The 20,945-nt window shown below is 70.3% G+C and carries 17 protein-coding genes; 16 read left to right on the top strand and 1 reads right to left on the bottom strand.

The window, feature by feature from the left end; genetic code table 11:
- The 14 genes from AOK24_RS02895 to AOK24_RS02830 all read left to right on the top strand — a co-directional run.
- Positions 1-1,766 (top strand): peptidoglycan D,D-transpeptidase FtsI family protein (locus AOK24_RS02895; RefSeq protein ID WP_055718465.1); only part of this gene is annotated, 1,766 nt, incomplete at its 5' end.
- Between the two features lie 82 nt (positions 1,767-1,848).
- Positions 1,849-3,489 carry a UDP-N-acetylmuramoyl-L-alanyl-D-glutamate--2,6-diaminopimelate ligase gene (locus AOK24_RS02890; protein ID WP_055718464.1) on the top strand — a complete coding sequence of 547 codons (1,641 nt, stop codon included), beginning with the start codon at positions 1,849-1,851 and terminating at the stop codon, positions 3,487-3,489.
- A gap of 4 nt (positions 3,490-3,493) precedes the next feature.
- Positions 3,494-4,894 carry a UDP-N-acetylmuramoyl-tripeptide--D-alanyl-D-alanine ligase gene (locus AOK24_RS02885; protein WP_055718463.1) on the top strand — a complete coding sequence of 467 codons (1,401 nt, stop codon included), beginning with the start codon at positions 3,494-3,496 and terminating at the stop codon, positions 4,892-4,894.
- The gene (mraY, locus tag AOK24_RS02880; RefSeq protein ID WP_055718462.1) at positions 4,891-5,964 is read left to right on the top strand and encodes a phospho-N-acetylmuramoyl-pentapeptide-transferase; all 1,074 of its coding nucleotides are present in this window, start codon (positions 4,891-4,893) and stop codon (positions 5,962-5,964) included. The genes AOK24_RS02885 and mraY overlap by 4 nt, the downstream gene beginning before the upstream one ends.
- Complete coding sequence (murD, locus tag AOK24_RS02875) at positions 5,946-7,361, top strand: UDP-N-acetylmuramoyl-L-alanine--D-glutamate ligase (RefSeq protein WP_055718461.1); 1,416 nt, start codon at positions 5,946-5,948, stop codon at positions 7,359-7,361. The genes mraY and murD overlap by 19 nt, the downstream gene beginning before the upstream one ends.
- Positions 7,362-7,427: 66 nt before the next feature.
- The gene (gene ftsW / locus AOK24_RS02870; RefSeq protein ID WP_055718460.1) at positions 7,428-8,780 is read left to right on the top strand and encodes a putative lipid II flippase FtsW; all 1,353 of its coding nucleotides are present in this window, start codon (positions 7,428-7,430) and stop codon (positions 8,778-8,780) included.
- A gap of 6 nt (positions 8,781-8,786) precedes the next feature.
- Positions 8,787-9,875, top strand: a complete 1,089-nt coding sequence (murG, locus tag AOK24_RS02865; protein ID WP_055718459.1) for an undecaprenyldiphospho-muramoylpentapeptide beta-N-acetylglucosaminyltransferase — start codon at positions 8,787-8,789, stop codon at positions 9,873-9,875.
- Between the two features lie 22 nt (positions 9,876-9,897).
- Entirely contained in the window at positions 9,898-10,698 is an 801-nt protein-coding gene (locus tag AOK24_RS02860) for a cell division protein FtsQ/DivIB (RefSeq protein WP_055718458.1), read from the top strand.
- Between the two features lie 279 nt (positions 10,699-10,977).
- Complete coding sequence (gene ftsZ, locus AOK24_RS02855; RefSeq protein ID WP_055718457.1) at positions 10,978-12,171, top strand: cell division protein FtsZ; 1,194 nt, start codon at positions 10,978-10,980, stop codon at positions 12,169-12,171.
- Positions 12,168-12,896, top strand: a complete 729-nt coding sequence (gene pgeF, locus AOK24_RS02850; RefSeq protein ID WP_079056649.1) for a peptidoglycan editing factor PgeF — start codon at positions 12,168-12,170, stop codon at positions 12,894-12,896. The genes ftsZ and pgeF overlap by 4 nt, the downstream gene beginning before the upstream one ends.
- Before the next feature lie 6 nt (positions 12,897-12,902).
- The gene (locus tag AOK24_RS02845) at positions 12,903-13,622 is read left to right on the top strand and encodes a YggS family pyridoxal phosphate-dependent enzyme (protein WP_055718455.1); all 720 of its coding nucleotides are present in this window, start codon (positions 12,903-12,905) and stop codon (positions 13,620-13,622) included.
- Positions 13,623-13,751: 129 nt separating this feature from the next.
- The gene (locus AOK24_RS02840; RefSeq protein ID WP_055718454.1) at positions 13,752-14,390 is read left to right on the top strand and encodes a cell division protein SepF; all 639 of its coding nucleotides are present in this window, start codon (positions 13,752-13,754) and stop codon (positions 14,388-14,390) included.
- A gap of 71 nt (positions 14,391-14,461) precedes the next feature.
- On the top strand, positions 14,462-14,746 hold the full coding sequence (locus AOK24_RS02835; RefSeq protein ID WP_010350399.1) for a YggT family protein: 285 nt from the start codon (positions 14,462-14,464) through the stop codon (positions 14,744-14,746).
- A 52-nt stretch (positions 14,747-14,798) separates the two neighbouring features.
- Positions 14,799-16,097 carry a DivIVA domain-containing protein gene (locus AOK24_RS02830; RefSeq protein ID WP_055718453.1) on the top strand — a complete coding sequence of 433 codons (1,299 nt, stop codon included), beginning with the start codon at positions 14,799-14,801 and terminating at the stop codon, positions 16,095-16,097.
- A gap of 173 nt (positions 16,098-16,270) precedes the next feature.
- Here AOK24_RS02830 and ileS read toward each other — a convergent pair whose 3' ends face one another.
- Positions 16,271-19,408, bottom strand: a complete 3,138-nt coding sequence (ileS, locus tag AOK24_RS02825) for an isoleucine--tRNA ligase (RefSeq protein WP_055718452.1) — start codon at positions 19,406-19,408, stop codon at positions 16,271-16,273.
- A 415-nt stretch (positions 19,409-19,823) separates the two neighbouring features.
- Here ileS and AOK24_RS02820 point away from each other — a divergent pair, with 415 nt between their 5' ends.
- Together AOK24_RS02820 and lspA are read left to right on the top strand one after the other, a co-directional pair.
- Positions 19,824-20,252 carry a TraR/DksA family transcriptional regulator gene (locus tag AOK24_RS02820; RefSeq protein WP_055718451.1) on the top strand — a complete coding sequence of 143 codons (429 nt, stop codon included), beginning with the start codon at positions 19,824-19,826 and terminating at the stop codon, positions 20,250-20,252.
- 147 nt (positions 20,253-20,399) lie between these two features.
- Complete coding sequence (gene lspA, locus AOK24_RS02815; RefSeq protein WP_079056648.1) at positions 20,400-20,945, top strand: signal peptidase II; 546 nt, start codon at positions 20,400-20,402, stop codon at positions 20,943-20,945.

The raw sequence follows: 20,945 nt of genomic DNA, 5'->3' as shown, positions 1-20,945 counted from the left end.
GCGGTGTACGTGCTCGCGTCGTCCGCCTCCTCCAGGTCCAGGCGGTCGACGCGAGCACGTACACCGCGAAGGCCGAGCAGAACCGGTACGTCGGACAGATCCTCGCGGCGGAGCGCGGCGAGATCACCGACCGCAGCGGCGTAGCCCTGGCGACCAGCGAGGACGCGTACGACATCACCGCCGACCCGACGATGTTCTCGGCGAAGCAGCTGAAGATCGACGACGGCCCCGAGCAGGCCGCCGCCCTCCTCGCGCCGATCCTCGGCCAGGACCAGGCCGACCTGGTCAAGAAGCTGAGGCCGAAGAACTCGGCGTCCCGGTACGCGAAGCTGGCGTCCCGGCAGACCCCGCAGGTCTGGAAGCAGATCCGCGACCTGCGGGCCACCCTCGCGGGCAAGGCCAGCACCGACAAGACGGCCGTGAACGTCCTGGGCGGCGTCTTCTCCGTCCCCAGCAGCAAGCGCGTGTACCCCAACGGCGACCTCGCCGCCGGGATACTGGGCTGGGTCAACGCGGAGGGCGTCGGCGGGGGCGGCGTCGAACAGCAGCTCAACAAGCTCCTCGCGGGCAAGGACGGCAAGATCCGCTATGCCCAGTCCGGCGGGCGGCAGGTGCCGACGGCCGGGTCGACGGAGACGCCCGCCGTACCCGGTTCCGCCGTCGAGCTGACCATCGACCGGGACATCCAGTGGGCCGCGCAGAACGCGATCACGGAGCAGGTCCAGAAGTCGAAGGCGGACCGCGGCTACGTCATCGTCCAGGACACCCGCACCGGCGAGATCCTCGCCATGGCCAACTCCCCGGGCTTCGACCCCAACGACCTGTCCTCGGCGACCTCGGCGAACATGGGCAACGCGGCCGTGCAGGACGCCTACGAGCCCGGCTCGACCGCGAAGGTCGTCTCGATGGCGGCGGTTCTGGAGGAGAACGCGGCGACGCCGCTGACCAAGGTCACCGTCCCGAACCGGCTGCACCGCGGCGACCGGCTCTTCCAGGACGACATCGACCACCCGACCTGGTACCTCACCCTCAACGGCGTCCTCGCCAAGTCGTCCAACATCGGCACCATCCTCGCCACCGGACAGCTGGGCAGGACGCAGCCCGAGGCGAACCAGGTCCTCTACTCCTACCTGCGCAAGTTCGGCGTGGGACAGCCCACCGGGCTCGGTTTCCCCGGCGAGACGCGCGGCATCCTCGCGCCGGCCGCCGACTGGTCGACCTCGCAGCAGTACACGATCCCCTTCGGCCAGGGCATGTCCGTCAGCGCCCTCCAGGCGGCCTCCGTGTACTCGACGATCGCCAACGGCGGCGTACGCGTCGAACCGACGCTCGTGCGCGGCACCGAGGGCCCCGACGGGCGGTTCACGCCCGCGCCCGCGCCGCAGACCTCACGGGTCGTCAGCGAGAAGACCGCGAAGACGCTGAGCCAGATGCTGGAGTCCGTGGTCGACGACCGGGAGGGCACCGGCACCAAGGCCCGCATCCCCGGCTACCGCGTCGCCGGGAAGACCGGCACCGCCAACCGAGTCGATCCCGTCACCGGCACGTACAAGGGGTACACGTCCTCCTTCGCGGGCTTCGCGCCCGCCGACAACCCGCGCGTCACCGTCTACTGCGCCATCCAGAACGCGACGAAAGGCAGCTACTTCGGCGGCCAGATCTGCGGCCCGATCTTCAAGCAGGTCATGGAGTTCGCCCTCAAGACCCTCCAGGTCCCGCCGACGGGCGCGAAGCCCGCCAGCCTGCCGGTGACCTTCACCCCGTGACCGCCGAGAAGCCGGTGAACGCCGAGCAGCCCGTGAAAACCCCGTCCCTCCCGTTCAGCGCCGAACAGCCAGGAACCAGCCCGTGACCATGATCACTCCCGACCCGGGGAACCACACCCCGCCCCCGTCCTCGCTTCGCTCCGGAGCGGGTCGGCCCGGTACGCTCACCGCCGTGCCACACGCTGATCAGTCCCGAAACCACCAGACACCCCGGCCGCAGCAGGTCACCGCGACACCCCTCGCGGACCTCGCCGACCGGCTGGGCGCGCGGCGGCCATACGCGAACACCGGTGCCCAGGACGCTGCCGAGGTCACGGGCATCACCCACGACTCGCGCGCCGTCCGCCCCGGCGACCTGTACGTCGCCCGCGCGGGCGAGCGCACGCACGGCGCCGACTTCGTCGCCCAGGCCGCAGCCCAGGGCGCCGCCGCCGTCCTCACCGACCCGGCGGGCGCCGACCGCGCCGCCGCGACCGGCCTGCCGGTCCTGGTCGTCGACGACCCGCGCGCGCGGATGGGCGAACTGGCCGCCGACGTCTACGGCCGTCCGGCCGAGGCCCTGCTGAAGATCGGCATCACCGGCACCTCCGGCAAGACCACCACCGCCTACCTGGTCGAGGGCGGTCTGAAGGCCCCCGCCGGCCTCATCGGCACGGTGGAGACCCGCATCGGCGACGAGCAGATCAAGTCGGAGCGCACCACCCCCGAGGCCACCGACCTCCAGGCCCTGTTCGCCGTCATGCGCGAGCGCGGCGTCGAGTCGCTCGCCATGGAGGTCTCCAGCCACGCTCTGTCGCTCGGCCGGGTCGACGGCGTGGTCTTCGACGTCGCCGTCTTCAACAACCTCAGCCCGGAACACATGGAGTTCCACTCCGACATGGAGGACTACTTCCGGGCCAAGGCCACCCTGTTCACCAGGGAGCGCAGCAGGCGAGGGGTCGTCAACTACGACGACGCGTACGGCCGCAGGCTCGCCGCCGAGGCCGAGGTCCCGGTCGTCACGTTCTCCGCCGAGGGCGACCCGGACGCCGACTGGCGCGCGGTGGACGTCCACATCGGCGCGATGGACTCGGACTTCACGGTCGTCGCCCCCGACGGGTCGCGGATCGCCGCCAAGTCGCCGATCGCCGGCCCGTTCAACGTGGCCAACAGCCTCGCCGCGATCGTCGCCCTCGTCGAGGCCGGCGTCGACCCGCACACCGCCGTCGAGGGCGTCGCCGCCGTACCCGGCGTGCCGGGGCGCCTGGAGCGGGTGGACGCGGGACAGCCGTACCTCGCGGTCGTCGACTACGCGCACAAGACGGACGCCGTCGAGTCGGTGCTCAAGGCGCTGCGCAAGGTCACCAAGGGGCGGCTGCACATCGTGCTCGGCTGCGGCGGCGACCGGGACGTCACCAAGCGCGCGCCGATGGGCGCCGCAGCGGCCCGGCTCGCCGACACGGCCGTACTGACCTCCGACAACCCCCGCTCCGAGGACCCCCTCGCGATCCTCACCGCGATGCTCGACGGCGCCGCCTCCGTGCCCGCGCACGAGCGCGGCGAGGTGCTCCTGTTCGAGGACCGGGCCGCCGCGATCGAGGCGGCCGTGGCCCGCGCGCACGCGGGGGACACCGTGCTGGTCGCGGGGAAGGGCCACGAGCAGGGCCAGGACATCGCCGGCGTGATCCGTCCCTTCGACGACCGCCAGGTGCTTCGCGAAGCTATCCAGAAGACCCAGGGATGAACTTGTGATCGCCCTCTCCCTCGCCGAGATCGCTGAAGTCGTCGGCGGGCAGATTCACGCCATACCGGATCCGTCCGCGCGCGTCACCGGGCCCGTCGTCCGCGACTCCCGCGAGGCCGGACCCGGCAGCCTCTTCGTCGCGTTCGTCGGCGAACGCGCCGACGGCCACGCCTACGCGCGCCAGGTCGTCGACGCGGGCGCGGTCGCCGTCCTGGCGTCCCGCCCGGTGGACGCGCCCGCGATCGTCGTGGACGACGTCACCAAGGCGCTGGGCGCCCTCGCGCGCCATGTCGTACGGCGCCTCGGCGCGACCCCCGTCGCGCTCACCGGATCGGCCGGCAAGACCAGCACCAAGGACCTCATCGCCCAGGTGCTGAACAGCCACGCGCCGACCGTCTGGCCCGAAGGCAACCTCAACAACGAGATCGGCCTGCCGCTGACCGCGCTGCGCGCCACCGACGAGACGAAGTACCTCGTCCTGGAGATGGGCGCGCGCTACATCGGCGACATCGCCTATCTCACACAGCTGACGCCCCCGAAGATCGGCCTCGTCCTCAACGTCGGCACCGCCCACATCGGCGAGTTCGGCGGCCGTGAGCAGATCGCGCAGGCCAAGGGCGAGCTGGTCGAGTCGCTGCCGGCGGACGGTGCCGCGATCCTCAACGCGGACGACCCCCTGGTCCGGGCCATGGCCTCCCGTACGACGGCGAAGGTGGTCCTTTTCGGCGAGAGCGACGAAGCGGACGTACGCGCCGAGAACGTGCGACTCACGGACAGCGGACAGCCCTCCTTCAGGCTTCTCACACCCTCCGGTGCGAGTGACGTGACCATGCGCCTGTACGGTGAGCACCACGTGTCGAACGCGCTCGCCGCCGCCGCCGTCGCCCATGAGCTGGGCATGTCCGCACAGGAGATCGCTGAGGCGCTCTCCGGGGCGGGCACCCTCTCCCGCTGGCGGATGGAGGTCACCGAGCGCCCGGACGGCGTGACGATCGTCAACGACGCCTACAACGCGAACCCCGAGTCCATGCGAGCGGCGCTGCGCGCGCTCGTGGCCATGGGCAAGGGGCGGCGGACCTGGGCGGTGCTCGGCAAGATGGCCGAGCTCGGGGACGAGGCGCTCGCCGAGCACGACGCGGTCGGGCGGCTCGCCGTCCGGCTCAATGTCGGCAAGCTCGTCGCGGTCGGCGGCCGGGAGGCCGCCTGGCTGCAACTGGGCGCATACAACGAGGGTTCGTGGGGTGAGGAGTCGGTGCACGTGTCCGACGCACAGGCGGCTGTCGACCTGTTGCGCAGCGAGTTGCGCCCGGGGGACGTCGTACTCGTGAAGGCGTCCCGATCGGTCGGTCTGGAGAGTGTCGCCGAGGCGCTGCTCGCCGCTGAGGGCGAGGTTTCCGCCCGATGATGAAACAGGTCCTGTTCGCGGGAGTCATTGGTCTGTTCCTGTCGCTGGTCGGCACCCCGCTGCTGATCAAGCTGCTGGCGCGCAAGGGGTACGGCCAGTACATCCGTGACGACGGCCCGCGCGAGCACGCCAGCAAGCGCGGTACGCCGACCATGGGCGGTATCGCGTTCATCCTCGCGACGGTCGTCGCCTACTTCGGCGCGAAGATCATCGCCGGCAAGCCCCCGACGTACTCGGGCCTGCTGGTGCTCGGTCTGATGATCGGCATGGGTCTGGTCGGCTTCCTGGACGACTACATCAAGATCGTCAAGCGCCGTTCGCTGGGTCTGCGGGCCAAGGCGAAGATGGCCGGACAGCTCATCGTCGGCATCGGATTCGCGGTGCTGTCGCTCCAGTTCGCGGACAACAGAGGCAACACGCCCGCGTCCACGAAACTGTCGTTCATCACGGACTTCGGCTGGTCCATCGGACCGGTGCTGTTCGTCGTGTGGGCGCTGTTCATGATCCTGGCCATGTCCAACGGCGTGAACCTGACGGACGGTCTGGACGGCCTCGCCACCGGCGCCTCGGTGCTGGTGTTCGGCGCGTACACGTTCATCGGCGTCTGGCAGTACCAGGAGTCCTGCGCCAACGGCGAGACGCTCACCAACCCCAACGCCTGCTTCGAGGTGCGGGATCCGCTGGACCTCGCGGTCGTGTCGGCGGCGCTCATGGGCGCCTGCCTCGGCTTCCTGTGGTGGAACACCTCCCCGGCGAAGATCTTCATGGGCGACACCGGCTCGCTGGCCCTCGGCGGCGTGCTGACCGGTCTCGCGATCTGCTCCCGCACGGAGCTGCTCGTGGCCCTCATGGGCGGCCTGTTCGTCCTCATCACCATGTCGGTCGTCATCCAGGTCGGCTCGTTCCGCCTCACCGGCAAGCGCGTCTTCCGGATGGCACCACTCCAGCACCACTTCGAACTCAAGGGCTGGTCCGAGGTCCTGGTCGTGGTCCGCTTCTGGATCATCCAGGGCATCTGCGTGATCGTCGGACTCGGCCTCTTCTACGCGGGATGGGCAGCGGACAAGTGACCGACTGGCAGGGCAAGCACGTCACCGTCGCCGGACTCGGCGTCTCCGGCGTCCCGGCGGCCAAGGTGCTGCGCGGGCTCGGCGCGGAGGTCACCGTCGTCAACGACGGCGACGACGACCGCGCACGCGCGCAGGCCGAGGAACTCCGTGAACTCGGCGTCACCGTCCGCCTCGGCGACGGCGCCACCCTGCCCGAGGGCACCGGCCTCGTCGTCACGGCGCCGGGCTGGCAGCCCGACAAGCCCCTCTTCACGGCGGCCCGCGCGGCCGGCGTCGAGATCTGGGGCGACGTCGAGCTCGCCTGGCGCCTGCGCGGCCCGGACGCCCCGCCCTGGCTGTGCGTCACCGGCACCAACGGCAAGACGACGACGACGCAGATGCTGGCGTCGATCCTGACGGCCGCCGGCCTGCGTACGGCCGCCGTCGGCAACATCGGCGTCTCCCTGCTGGACGCGGTCAACGGCGACTACGACGTCCTCGCCGTCGAACTCTCCAGCTACCAGCTCCACTGGGCGCCCTCCCTGCGCGCCCACTCCGCCGCCGTCCTCAACCTCGCCCCCGACCACCTCGACTGGCACGGCTCCATGGAGGCGTACGCCGCCGACAAGGGCCGCGTGTACGAGGGCAACCGGGTCGCCTGCGTCTACAACGCCGCCGACAAGGCCACCGAGGACCTGGTGCGCGAGGCGGACGTCGAGGAGGGCTGCCGCGCGATCGGCTTCACCCTCGGTACGCCGGGCCCCTCCCAGCTCGGCGTCGTCGAGGGCATCCTCGTCGACCGCGCGTTCGTCGAGAACCGGCAGCAGAACGCGCAGGAACTCGCCGAGGTCTCCGACGTCAACCCGCCCGCCCCGCACAACATCGCCAACGCCCTCGCCGCAGCCGCCCTCGCGCGCGCGTACGGCGTCCCCGCCAAGGCGGTCCGCGACGGGCTGCGCGCGTTCACGCCGGACGCGCACCGCATCGCCCATGTGGCCGACGTGGCCGGCGTCTCCTACGTCGACGACTCCAAGGCGACCAACACGCACGCCGCGCAGGCGTCGTTGGCCGCGTACGAGTCGGTCGTGTGGATCGCCGGAGGGCTCGCGAAAGGCGCCGCCTTCGACGAGTTGGTGGCCGGTTCCGCCGAACGGCTGCGCGGCGTCGTCCTGTTCGGCGCGGACCGTGCGCTCATCCGGGAGGCCCTCGCGCGACACGCCCCGCAGGTACCGGTCGTGGACCTCGACCGGACCGACACTGGGGCGATGCTCCAGGCGGTGCGGGAGGCCCAGCGCCTCGCGACCGAGGGCGACACCGTTCTCCTCGCCCCGGCTTGCGCCTCGATGGACATGTTCACCAACTACAACCAGCGTGGGGACGCGTTCGCGCAAGCGGTTCGCGAACTCGCCGGCACCTGACCCGGCCGCCTGCCGGGGCGACTTGGGAGGGACGCGTGGGACCGTCGACCGACAGCGGAGTGCGTGATGCCCGGTAGCCGTACCGGGCGCCCGCCCGTGCAGAGGGCCGTGCGGCGGCCCGTCGTACACAGTCCCAAGCGCCGCGACAACCCCTTCGTCCGTCTCCACACCCGCGCCCGCAAAGCCTGGGACCGGCCCCTCACCGCCTACTACCTGATCCTCGGCGGGAGTCTGCTGATCACCGTCCTGGGCCTCGTGATGGTGTACTCCGCGTCGCAGATCACCGCGTTGCAGCAGTCCCTGCCCGGCACGTTCTTCTTCCGGAAGCAGTTTCTCGCCGCGTCCATCGGGGCGTTGCTGCTGGTGGCGGCGTCCCGGATGCCGGTCAAGCTGCACCGGGCGCTCGCGTATCCCATTCTCGCCGGGGCCGTGTTCATGATGGCGCTCGTGCAGGTGCCGGGGATAGGCGTGGCCGTCAACGGGAACCAGAACTGGATCTCGCTCGGGGGCTCGTTCCAGATCCAGCCGAGCGAGTTCGGGAAGCTGGCGCTCGTGCTGTGGGGCGCCGACCTGCTCGCGCGCAAGCAGGACAAGAAGCTGCTGGCGCAGTGGAAGCACATGCTCGTCCCCCTCGTCCCGGTCGCGTTCATGCTGCTCGGACTCATCATGCTGGGCGGCGACATGGGCACGGCGATCATCCTGACGGCCGTACTCTTCGGCCTGTTGTGGCTCGCGGGAGCGCCGACGCGGCTGTTCGTGGGGGTGTTGTCGATCGCCACCCTGATCGGGCTGATCCTGATCAAGACGAGCCCCAACCGCATGGCCCGCCTCCAGTGCATCGGCGCGACGGACCCCAAGGCGGGACCGGTGGACTGCTGGCAGGCGGTGCACGGCATCTACGCCCTCGCGTCGGGCGGCATCTTCGGTTCCGGCCTCGGCGCGAGCGTGGAGAAATGGGGCCAACTCCCCGAAGCGCACACCGACTTCATCTTCGCCGTCACCGGTGAGGAACTGGGCCTCGCGGGGACGCTGTCGGTGCTCGCCCTCTTCGCGGCTCTAGGCTATGCGGGTATCCGCGTGGCCGGACGCACGGAGGACCCCTTCGTCAGGTATGCCGCGGGAGGCGTGACCACCTGGATCATGGCCCAGGCCGTGATCAACATCGGTGCGGTGCTCGGCCTGCTGCCGATCGCCGGTGTCCCTCTCCCGCTGTTCTCCTACGGGGGTTCGGCCCTGCTGCCGACCATGTTCGCCATCGGGCTGCTGATCGCGTTCGCGCGTGAGGACCCCGCTGCGCGGGCGGCGCTTGCGATGCGGCAGACCCGTTCTGCTAGAAAGCGGGGCGGGGGCCCTCGGGAACCCCGGAGATGGAACACGATGCGACGGCGTGCCCCGGCACGTACGTCCGGAGAGCGGTGAATTTCGGTGCATGTCGTACTCGCAGGCGGAGGGACCGCCGGCCACATCGAGCCCGCGCTCGCCCTCGCGGACGCGCTGCGCAGGCAGGACCCGACCGTGGGCATCACGGCCCTGGGGACGGAACGCGGCCTGGAGACCAAGCTCGTCCCGCAGCGGGGCTACGAACTCGCGCTGATCCCGGCCGTACCGCTGCCCCGCAAGCCCACCCCCGAGCTGATCACCGTCCCGGGCCGGCTGCGCGGCACCATCAAGGCGGCCGAGCAGGTCCTGGAGCGCACCAAGGCGGACTGCGTGGTCGGCTTCGGCGGGTACGTCGCCCTGCCGGGCTACCTCGCCGCCAAGCGCCTCGGCGTGCCGATCGTCATCCACGAGGCCAACGCCCGCCCCGGCCTCGCCAACAAGATCGGTTCCCGGTACGCCGCCCAGGTCGCCGTCTCCACGCCCGACAGCAAGCTGCGTGACGCCCGCTACATCGGCATCCCGCTGCGCCGCTCCATCTCCACCCTGGACCGCGCCGCGGCCCGCCCCGAGGCCCGCCACCTGTTCGGCCTCGACCCGAACCTGCCGACGCTGCTGGTCTCCGGCGGCTCGCAGGGTGCCCGGCGGCTCAACGAGGTCGTCCAGCAGGTCGCGCCCTGGCTCCAGCAGGCCGGGATCCAGATCCTGCACGCGGTTGGCCCGAAGAACGAACTGCCGCACGTGCAGCAGATGCCGGGGATGCCCCCGTACATCCCGGTAAGTTACCTGGACCGGATGGACCTCGCGTACGCCGCGGCCGACATGATGCTCTGCCGCGCGGGCGCGATGACCGTCGCCGAGCTCTCCGCCGTCGGACTCCCGGCCGCCTACGTCCCGTTGCCCATCGGCAACGGCGAACAGCGGCTGAACGCCCAGCCGGTGGTCAAGGCCGGTGGCGGACTGCTGGTCGACGACGCGGAACTGACGCCGGAATGGGTCCGGGAGAACGTCCTGCCCGTCCTCGCCGACCCGCACCGGCTGTACGAGATGTCGCGCGCGGCCAGCGAGTTCGGCCGCCGGGACGCGGACGACCTGCTCGTCCGCATGGTGTACGAGGCGATCGCCTCGCGCCGTTAGGCGTATCGAGAAAGGTCAGGCAGTGGCCGGAGGACCCTCCACCGTCGAGCGCGGTGCGGAACGTCGGCAGGGACCCCCCGGCCCGCCCCTCGTCCGCCGCCTGGGCCCGCGCAGGCTCCGTACGATCCTCGTCCTCACCGTCGCCGCCGTCCTCCTCGGGGCGGGCGGCGCCTGGGTGTTGTACGGCTCCCCGTGGCTGCGCGTCGAGGACGTCTCGGTGTCGGGGACGGACGTCCTGACGCCGGAGCAGGTCCAGGACGCGGCTCAAGTCCCGCTGGACGCACCGCTGGTGTCGATCGACACCGACGAGATCGCGTCACGTCTGGAGCGGGCGCTGCCGCGTATCGGCGAGGTGGACGTGGCCCGTTCGTGGCCGCACGGCGTCACGGTCGAGGTGACCGAGCGCACCCCGGTCCTGCTGATCCGGCACGGCTCCGGGTACACCGAGGTCGACGGCGAGGGCGTCCGGTTCGCGACGGTCCCTCAACCGCCGAAGGGCGCGCCCCTGTTGGAGCTGGCCCTCGCGAACTCCGGTTCGACCGCCGCGAGTCTGCGCCGCTTCGACGAGGACCGCCTCGTCCGCGAGGCCGTCCGCGCGGCCGGCAGCCTTCCGTCCGGAGTGCTGAAAACCACAAAAACCGTCAAAGTTCGTTCGTACGACGATATTTCGCTCGACTTGACGGATGGTCGCACCGTCGCCTGGGGGAGCGCCGAGAAGGGCGCGGCGAAGGCCCGTACGCTCAGTGCCCTCATGAAAGCCGCGCCGGACGCCCGGCACTTCGACGTGAGCGTCCCCACCGCCCCTGCGTCATCAGGGAGTTGACGCACATACGCGCAGGCCAGCACCCTGGTTGGGCAGCGACATGGCTGATCACATAGGGTGAAAAGAAAAACGGGAGGTTCGGCGTGTTCGTTGAACGGGCGCCACTTGTCGACTTAGTGTCCTGTTCGGAAGACTCCAAGGAACAGACACACTGGTAACCCTAAACTTCAGCGTTAGGGTTCGGGTCGGCGCTACGGACCGTCCCATTCGGCATCCGTCGTCGGGGCTCGGGCAACCGGGCAGCGACGACAACGTAATTCGAGGCGAGAGGCCTTCGACGTGGCAGCACCGCAGAACTACCTCGCAGTCATCAAGGTCATCGGTGTCGGCGGCGGTGGTGTCAATGCCATCAACCGGATGATCGAAGTCGGTCTCAAGGGCGTCGAGTTCATCGCCATCAACACCGACGCGCAGGCGCTGTTGATGAGCGACGCCGACGTCAAGCTCGACGTCGGCCGCGAACTCACCCGAGGACTGGGCGCAGGCGCCAACCCGGCCGTCGGCCGCAAGGCCGCCGAGGACCACCGCGAGGAGATCGAGGAGGTCCTCAAGGGGGCCGACATGGTCTTCGTGACGGCGGGCGAGGGCGGCGGCACCGGCACCGGCGGCGCACCCGTCGTCGCCAACATCGCGCGCAACCTGGGCGCCCTCACCATCGGCGTGGTCACCCGCCCGTTCACCTTCGAGGGCCGCCGGCGCGCCAACCAGGCCGAGGACGGCATCGCGGAGCTGCGCGAAGAGGTCGACACCCTCATCGTCATCCCCAACGACCGGCTGCTGTCCATCTCGGACCGCCAGGTCTCCGTCCTCGACGCCTTCAAGTCGGCCGACCAGGTCCTGCTCTCCGGCGTCCAGGGCATCACCGACCTCATCACCACCCCGGGCCTGATCAACCTCGACTTCGCCGACGTCAAGTCCGTGATGTCCGAGGCCGGTTCGGCGCTCATGGGCATCGGCTCGGCCCGCGGCGACGACCGCGCGGTGGCCGCCGCTGAGATGGCCATCTCCTCGCCGCTCCTCGAAGCCTCCATCGACGGCGCCCGCGGTGTCCTGCTCTCCATCTCCGGCGGCTCCGACCTCGGCCTGTTCGAGATCAACGAGGCCGCCCAGCTGGTCTCCGAGGCCGCCCACCCCGAGGCGAACATCATCTTCGGCGCCGTCATCGACGACGCCCTCGGCGACGAGGTCCGCGTCACCGTCATCGCGGCCGGCTTCGACGGGGGCCAGCCCCCGGCCCGGCGCGACAACGTGATCGGCTCGGCCTCCACCCGCCGCGAGGAGCCCGCGCCGGTCAGCCGGCCCGAGTCCCGCCCGTCCTTCGGCTCGCTCGGCAGCGTGACGCCGAAGGAGGACCCGGAGCCCGCGCCGGAGCCGGTCGCCGACCTGCCCCCGCTGAGCCCGCCCGTCCCGCCGTCGCGGACGTACTCGGACAGCGCCGCCGAGGAACTGGACGTACCGGACTTCCTGAAGTGATAGGACAGCGCGAGAGCGTGAGCGGCGCGCACTTCGCCTTCACCGACCGGTGGGGCGGGGTGAGCGCCGCTCCGTATGAGGAGCTCAACCTGGGCGGCGCGGTCGGCGACGACCCGGCCGCCGTCCTGGCCAACCGTGAACTGGCCGCCAAGTCGCTCGGTCTCGACCCGGCGTCGGTGGTCTGGATGAACCAGGTGCACGGCGCCGACGCCGAAGTCGTCACCGAGCCCTGGGGCGCGAAGCCGGTGCCGGAGGTCGACGCGATCGTCACCGCCCGCCGCGGCCTCCCCCTCGCCGTCCTCACCGCCGACTGCGTCCCCGTCCTGCTGGCCGACCCGGTCGCCGGTGTCGCCGCCGCCGCGCACGCGGGCCGCCCCGGCATGGTGAAGGGCGTCGTCGCCTCCGCCGTACGCGCGATGACCGGGCTCGGCGCCGAGCCCGCCCGGATCGTCGCCCGCACCGGACCCGCCGTCTGCGGCCGGTGTTATGAGGTGCCGTCACAGATGCGCGCCGAGGTCGCCGCGTTCGAACCGGCGGCGCACGCCGAGACCAGCTGGGGCACTCCCGCCGTCGACGTCGCCGCCGGGGTGCACGCGCAGCTGGAACGGCTCGGGGTGCGCGACCGGGCGCAGTCGCCGGTGTGCACGCTGGAGTCGCACGACCACTTCTCGTACCGCCGCGACGGCGCCACAGGGCGACTCGCGGGATATGTCTGGCTGGACTGATGGGGCATGACGGACCGTAAGGACGAACTCGCCGAGAATCTGGCGAAGGTGGAGGAGCGCATCGCGCGCGCGTGCGCGGACGCCGGGCGGGCCCGGTCGGAGGTGACGCTGATCGTCGTCACCAAGACCTACCCGGCGAGCGATGTGCGGATGCTGTCGGAACTCGGTGTGCGGCACGTCGCCGAGAACAAGGACCAGGACGCGGCGCCCAAGGCCGCCGAATGCGCCGACCTCCCGCTGACCTGGCACTTCGTCGGGCAGTTGCAGACCAACAAGGCGCGTTCCGTGGTGGGTTACGCGGATTTCGTGCAGTCCGTCGACCGGGACCGGCTCGTCGTCTCGCTGGCGAAGGAGGCCGAGCGGGCCGGGCGCGAGGTGGGGTGCCTGATCCAGGTCGCGCTGGACGCGGGGGAGAGCGCGCGGGGTGAGCGCGGGGGCGTCGCGCCGGGCGGGATCGAGGAGTTGGCCGCACGCGTCGCGGCCTCGCCGGGGGTGCGGCTGGACGGGCTGATGACCGTCGCTCCGCTGACCGGTGAGTACGCCGGGCGTGAACGGGCAGCGTTTCAGCGGTTGATGGATTTGTCGACCGACCTGCGCCGGAGCCATCCGGCTGCCACCATGGTGTCAGCGGGGATGAGTGCGGACCTTGAGCAGGCCGTGGCGGCCGGGGCGACACATGTGCGCGTCGGCAGTGCGGTACTCGGAGTCCGTCCTCGGCTCGGGTAACGTCGCCAGGAAGTCGGACCACAGTAGAAAATATGGTCATTACCCGCCAGGAGGCGGACACAAGGGCCACGTGGATCGCGGGACTTGGCAGTCGTCAACCGATCCACCACAGAGCGGAGGACTCAGAGCATGGCCGGCGCGATGCGCAAGATGGCGGTCTACCTCGGCCTCGTGGAGGACGATGGGTACGACGGCCGGGGCTTCGACCCCGATGACGACTTCGAACCCGAGCTGGACGAACCCGAGCGCGACCACCGGCGGCACGAACCGTCGCACCAGTCGCACAACGCACATCAGTCCCAAAGGGACGAAGAGGTGCGAATCGTCCAACCCCCCGCCCCTCGTGAGCCGGTGGTCCGCGCGGCGGCGCCGACCGCGGAATCCGGACGCCCCGCACGCATCGCGCCCGTGGCGTCCATCACACAAGAACGTCAGTCCCTGGAGAAGAACGCACCGGTGATCATGCCCAAGGTCGTGTCCGAACGAGAGCCTTACCGGATCACCACGCTTCACCCGCGGACCTACAACGAGGCCCGTACCATCGGGGAACACTTCCGTGAGGGCACCCCGGTGATCATGAACCTCACCGAGATGGACGACACGGATGCGAAGCGACTTGTCGACTTTGCCGCCGGTCTGGTGTTCGGTCTCCATGGCAGCATCGAGCGGGTGACACAGAAAGTGTTCCTGTTGTCTCCTGCTAACGTCGATGTCACGGCGGAGGACAAGGCCCGCATCGCAGAGGGCGGGTTCTTCAACCAGAGCTGAGACGCACCACCGGATTTACCCGGCAAGACAAGACAGAGCACGCGTAAGCAGGGGAGAGGGAAGCACCGAACATGGGCGTGGTCCTGAACATCATCTACATCGCGCTGATGGTCTTCCTCATCGTGCTCATCTTCCGGCTGGTCATGGACTACGTCTTCCAGTTCGCCCGCTCGTGGCAACCCGGCAAGGCGATGGTGGTCGTTCTGGAGGCCACCTACACTGTCACCGATCCACCGCTCAAGCTTCTTCGGCGGTTCATCCCGCCGTTGCGTCTCGGGGGCGTGGCGCTCGACCTGTCCTTCTTCGTACTGATGATCATCGTCTATGTCCTGATCTCGATCGTGATCCGGCTGTGAACGATGTGACCTACCGTCTTGCCGATGCCGAAGACAACGTTGAGGTGAAGAGATGCCGTTGACCCCCGAGGACGTGCGGAACAAGCAGTTCACGACCGTCCGCCTCCGAGAAGGCTATGACGAGGACGAGGTCGATGCCTTCCTCGACGAGGTCGAAGCCGAACTGACCCGCCTCCTGCGCGAGAACGAGGACCTGCGCGCCAAACTGGCCGCGGCCACGCGCGCCGCCGCGCAGAACCAGCAGCGCAAGGCCCCGGAGCCGCAGGACCAGCAGCAGGGCATGCCCCAGCAGCAGGGAATGCCGCCCCAGCAGGGCATGCCGCAGCAGGGGATGCCCCAGCAGCAGGGCATGCAGCAGCAGGGGATGCAGCAGCCCGGGATGCCCCAGCAGGGCATGCCCCCGCAGGGGATGCCGCAGCAGGGCATGCGAGGACCGGGCGCCCCGGTGCCCGCAGGGATATCGGGCCCGCCGCAGCAGCAGATGGGCGGCCCCATGGGCGGCCCGCCCCAGCTGCCGAGCGGTGCCCCGCAGCTTCCGGCCGGTCCCAGCGGCCAGGGTCCCCAGGGTCCCGGTCCGATGGGCCAGGGTCCGATGGGCGGCCCCATGGGCCAGGGCCCGATGGGCGGTCAGCCGCCCATGCAGCAGCAGATGGGCGGCCCGATGGGTGGCCCCATGGGCGGTCCGATGGGCGGCCCCGGTCAGGGCCCCGGCGGCGACAGCGCCGCCCGCGTCCTCTCGCTGGCCCAGCAGACCGCCGACCAGGCGATCGCCGAGGCCCGCTCCGAAGCCAACAAGATCGTCGGCGAGGCCCGTTCGCGCGCCGAGGGCCTGGAGCGCGACGCCCGCGCCAAGGCCGACGCCCTGGAGCGGGACGCGCAGGAGAAGCACCGCGTCGCCATGGGCTCCCTGGAGTCCGCCCGCGCCACGCTGGAGCGCAAGGTCGAGGACCTGCGCGGCTTCGAGCGCGAGTACCGCACCCGCCTGAAGTCCTACCTGGAGTCGCAGCTGCGCCAGCTGGAGACCCAGGCCGACGACTCCCTCGCCCCGCCGCGCACCCCCGCGACGGCCTCCCTGCCGCCGTCCCCGTCGCCCTCCATGGCCCCGGCCGGCGCGGGCGCCCCGTCCTACGGCGCCGGTGCGCCCGGCATGGGCTCGGGCATGGGCGGTCCCGGCATGGGTGGTTCGGGCATGGGCGCGCCCAGCCCCGCCGCCCCGTCCTACGGCGGCCAGCAGCAGATGTCCCCGGCGATGACCCAGCCGATGGCTCCCGTCCGTCCGCAGGGTCCCTCCCCGATGGGCCAGGCTCCCTCGCCGATGCGCGGCTTCCTCATCGACGAGGACGACAACTGACGGCCTCCTAGAGGCCCCTACGGCACGTAGTACGCCGTAGACACAGGCAGCGTTCAGGGCGCGGCCCCGGATTCGTCCGGGGCCGCGCCCTTTTTACGCGAGTTGCGGCGGAGTTGGGAGTATGACGAAGGCCCGGCCTCCCTGAGGGGAAGCCGGGCCTCGGTCGTACGGTGTTACGCCTTGCGCAGGCGGAACGTCAGGGCGAGCCCCTCGTCCGTGAACGGCTCGCCGTACGTGTCGTCGGCGGGGCCGGTCGCGAAGTCCGTCGCGAGGACCTCGTCGGCGATGAGGGTGCTGTGGCCGGTCAGGGCCTCGGTGACCGCCGGGTCGGCGGACTCCCAGCGCAGGGCGATGCGGTCGGCGACGTCGAGGCCGCTGTTCTTGCGGGCCTCCTGGATCAGGCGGATCGCGTCACGGGCCAGGCCCGCGCGGCGCAGCTCCTCGGTGATCTCCAGGTCCAGGGCGACGGTCGCGCCCGCGTCGGAGGCCACCGACCAGCCCTCGCGGGGTGTCTCGGTGACGATGACCTCGTCCGGGGACAGGGTGATCGTCTCGCCGTCGACCTCGACCGAGGCCGTGCCCTCGCGCAGGGCCAGCGACAGGGCCGCGGCGTCCGCGTTCGCGACCGCCTTGGCGACGTCCTGGACGCGCTTGCCGAACCGCTTGCCGAGCGCCCGGAAGTTGGCCTTCGCGGTGGTGTCGACCAGCGAGCCGCCGACCTCGGAGAGGGACGCCAGCGACTCGACGTTCAGCTCCTCCGTGATCTGCGCGTGCAGTTCGCGGTCGAGGGCGTCGAAGCCGGACGCCGCGACCAGCGCGCGCGACAGCGGCTGACGCGTCTTCACCCCGGACTCGGCGCGGGTCGCGCGGCCCAGTTCGACCAGGCGCCGGACCAGGACCATCTGCCGGGACAGCTCGGCGTCGATCGCCCGCTCGTCCGCCTCCGGCCACGACGACAGGTGCACGGACTCCGGGGCGCCCGGGGTGACCGGGACGACCAGGTCCTGCCAGACCCGCTCGGTGATGAACGGGGTCAGCGGCGCCATCAGCTTCGTGACCGTCTCGACGACCTCGTGCAGCGTGCGCAGCGCCGCCTTGTCGCCCTGCCAGAAACGGCGCCGGGAGCGGCGTACGTACCAGTTCGACAGGTCGTCGACGAACGCGGACAGGAGCTTTCCGGCGCGCTGGGTGTCGTACGCGTCCAGGGCCTCCGTCATCTGGGCGGTGAGGGTGTGGAGTTCGGACAGGAGCCAGCGGTCCAGGACCGGGCGGTCCGCCGGGGACGGGTCGGCGGCCGAGGGGGACCAGTTCGACGTGCGGGCGTACAGGGCCTGGAAGGCGACCGTGTTCCAGTACGTCAGGAGGGTCTTGCGGACGACCTCCTGGATCGTGCCGTGGCCCACCCGGCGCGCCGCCCACGGGGAGCCGCCGGCCGCCATGAACCAGCGGACCGCGTCGGCGCCGTGCTGGTCCATCAGCGGGATCGGCTGGAGGATGTTGCCCAGGTGCTTGGACATCTTGCGGCCGTCCTCGGCCAGGATGTGCCCCAGGCAGACGACGTTCTCGTAACTCGACTTGTCGAAGACGAGCGTGCCGATCGCCATCAGCGTGTAGAACCAGCCGCGGGTCTGGTCGATCGCCTCGGAGATGAACTGCGCCGGGTAGCGGGACTCGAAGAGGTCCTTGTTCTTGTACGGGTAGCCCCACTGCGCGAACGGCATCGAACCCGAGTCGTACCAGGCGTCGATGACCTCCGGGACGCGCGTCGCCGTCTTCCGGCACTGGGGGCACGCGAACGTGACCGCGTCGATGAACGGGCGGTGCGGGTCCAGGGACGACTGGTCGGTGCCCGTCAGCTCGGTCAGCTCCGCGCGGGAGCCGACGACCGTGAGGTGGTCGTCCTCGCAGCGCCAGATCGGCAGCGGGGTGCCCCAGTAGCGGTTGCGGGACAGCGCCCAGTCGATGTTGTTGGTGAGCCAGTCGCCGTAGCGGCCGTGCTTGACCGTGTCCGGGAACCAGTTCGTCTTCTCGTTCTCCTGGAGGAGCCGGTCCTTGACCGCGGTCGTGCGGATGTACCAGGAGGGCTGCGCGTAGTAGAGGAGCGCGGTGTGACAGCGCCAGCAATGCGGGTAGCTGTGTTCGTACGGGATGTGCTTGAAGAGGAGGCCGCGCTGCTGAAGGTCCTCGGTGAGCTTTTCGTCCGCCTTCTTGAAGAAGACTCCGCCGACCATCGGTACGTCCGCCTCGAACGTGCCGTCCGGGCGGACCGGGTTCACGACCGGCAGGCCGTACGCGCGGCAGACCTTGAGGTCGTCCTCACCGAACGCCGGGGACTGGTGGACGAGGCCGGTGCCGTCCTCGGTGGTGACGTACTCGGCGTTGACGACGAAATGCGCCGGTTCCGGGAACTCCACCAGCTCGAACGGACGTTGGTAGTTCCAGCGCTCCATTTCGGCGCCGGTGAAGGTCTGACCTGTGGTCTCCCAGCCCTCGCCGAGCGCCTTGGTGACGAGCGGTTCGGCGACGACGAGCTTCTCCGTGCCGTCCGTCACGACCGCGTAGGTCACCTCGGGGTGCGCGGCCACGGCCGTGTTGGAGACCAGCGTCCAGGGGGTCGTCGTCCACACCAGGAGGGCGGCCTCGCCGGCCAGCGGACCGGAGGTGAGGGGGAAACGGACGTACACGGACGGGTCGACGACCGTCTCGTAGCCCTGGGCCAGCTCGTGGTCCGAGAGGCCGGTGCCGCAGCGGGGGCACCAGGGGGCGACGCGGTGGTCCTGGACCAGGAGACCCTTGGCGAAGATCTCCTTCAGCGACCACCAGACCGACTCGATGTACTCCGGGTCCATCGTCACGTACGCGTCGTCGAGGTCGACCCAGTAGCCCATGCGGGTCGTCAGCTCGGAGAAGGCGTCCGTGTGGCGCAGCACCGACTCGCGGCACTTCGCGTTGAACTCCGCGATGCCGTACGCCTCGATGTCCTGCTTCCCGGAGAAGCCCAGCTCCTTCTCGACCGCCAGCTCCACCGGCAGGCCGTGGCAGTCCCAGCCGGCCTTGCGGGCGACGTGGTAGCCGCGCATCGTGCGGAACCGGGGGAAGACGTCCTTGAAGACGCGGGCCTCGATGTGGTGGGCGCCGGGCATGCCGTTCGCGGTGGGCGGGCCCTCGTAGAACACCCACTCCGGGCGGCCCTCGGACTGCTCCAGCGTCTTGGCGAAGATCTTCTGCTCGCGCCAGAAGTCGAGCACTGCGTGCTCGAGGGCGGGCAGGTCGACCTGGGCGGGGACCTGGCGGTACGTCGGCTCTGTCATCTGCGAGCTTCCTCCAACGGACTTGCTGCCTTCCGTCGGAGGGACGAGAGCCGTTTCGCTCCCGCGGTACCACCCTCCTTGGCCCGCCCGTCCTCCGGGGAGCCCCCTCATTGGGTTCGCGAAACCGGGTCTACTCGCCTGGCGGCTTTCTTCCGGCGGCTCCGGGGTGATCTTCACGACGCGCTCGCCCCCGGGCTCCCACCGTCCCCGGGTCGCTCTCGGCCGCGTACGCCGCTACTCGTCCCCATCCACGCTTTCTCGCTCCGCTCAGTGTACGGGGCTCCGGGCGGGGCGGCCGAACGGAATTCCCGGGGTGCGCGACGGGTGGTTCGACCTGTTGCCGACCGGGTGAAGTCGATTTATCGTCCCAGCACGATTCGCGTGCAAGATCACGGTATGTGAAGGGGCCGCGGCCATGGTGGCGAAGAACAAGAAGAGTGCGGGTACGGCTGTGCTGGCTGTACGGAAGGGGGAGGAGCCATGGACTCCGGCGGAGGTGGCGGAGGCGCGGGCGGAGCTGTTGTCCGAGGTGCTGCGGCTGCGGGGGGAGATCGACGCGTCCGAGAACGCGCTGGTGGGGCTCATGCGGGACTCCGGGGACGGGGCCGGTGACGACCAGGCCGACACCGGCACGAAGAACATCACGCGCGAGCACGAGATGGCGCTCACCGCGAACGCGCGGGAGATGCTGGAGCAGAGCGAGCGTGCGCTGGAGCGGCTCGACGCGGGGACGTACGGGCTGTGCGAGAGCTGCGGGGAGGCGATCGGGAAGGCCCGGATGCAGGCGTTTCCTCGGGCGACGTTGTGCGTGGAGTGCAAGCAGAAGCAGGAACGGCGCTACTGAAGGGGGCGGCGGGGGTTCGTTGCCGGGTGCGGCTTCGTCGTGGCTTGTCGCGCAGTTCCCCGCGCCCCTGGAAAGACGGCGCTGCGCGCCTGTCCTTTCCAGCGTGTCGTACTCTCGTCCTCACTGGTACCTACGTGAGGGACTTACGTGGCAGAGGTGGAGCGCGTCATCGATACGTCGGAGGTCCCCGAGGGGGATTCGCCTCGGGGGAAGCGGCGGGTTCTCGTGTTGTTCGCGGTGGCCGCTGTCGCTTATGCGCTTGATCTCGTCAGCAAGATCATTGTGGTGGCCAAGCTGGAGCACCACGCTCCTGTCGAGCTGATCGGGGACTGGCTCAAGCTGGACGCGATCCGCAACTCCGGGGCCGCGTTCAGTTTCGGGGAAGCGTTCACCGTGATCTTCACGGTGATCGCCGCCACCGTGATCGTCGTGATCGTGCGACTGGCCCGGAAGCTGTACAGCCTGCCGTGGGCCATCGCGCTGGGGCTGCTGCTCGGGGGTGCGCTCGGGAACCTCACCGACCGGATCTTCCGGGCGCCCGGGGTGTTCGAGGGTGCCGTCGTCGACTTCATCGCCCCGAAGCACTTCGCCGTGTTCAATCTCGCCGACTCCGCGATCGTCTGCGGGGGCATTCTGATCGTCCTCCTGTCCTTCAAGGGGCTCGACCCGGACGGGACCGTCCACAAGGACTGA

This window comes from Streptomyces niveiscabiei (genome assembly GCF_001419795.1).
GTDB classification, from domain to species: domain Bacteria; phylum Actinomycetota; class Actinomycetes; order Streptomycetales; family Streptomycetaceae; genus Streptomyces; species Streptomyces niveiscabiei.
The sequence above is the reverse complement of the archived record's forward strand: the minus strand, read 5'-3'. Positions and strand labels throughout refer to the sequence as shown.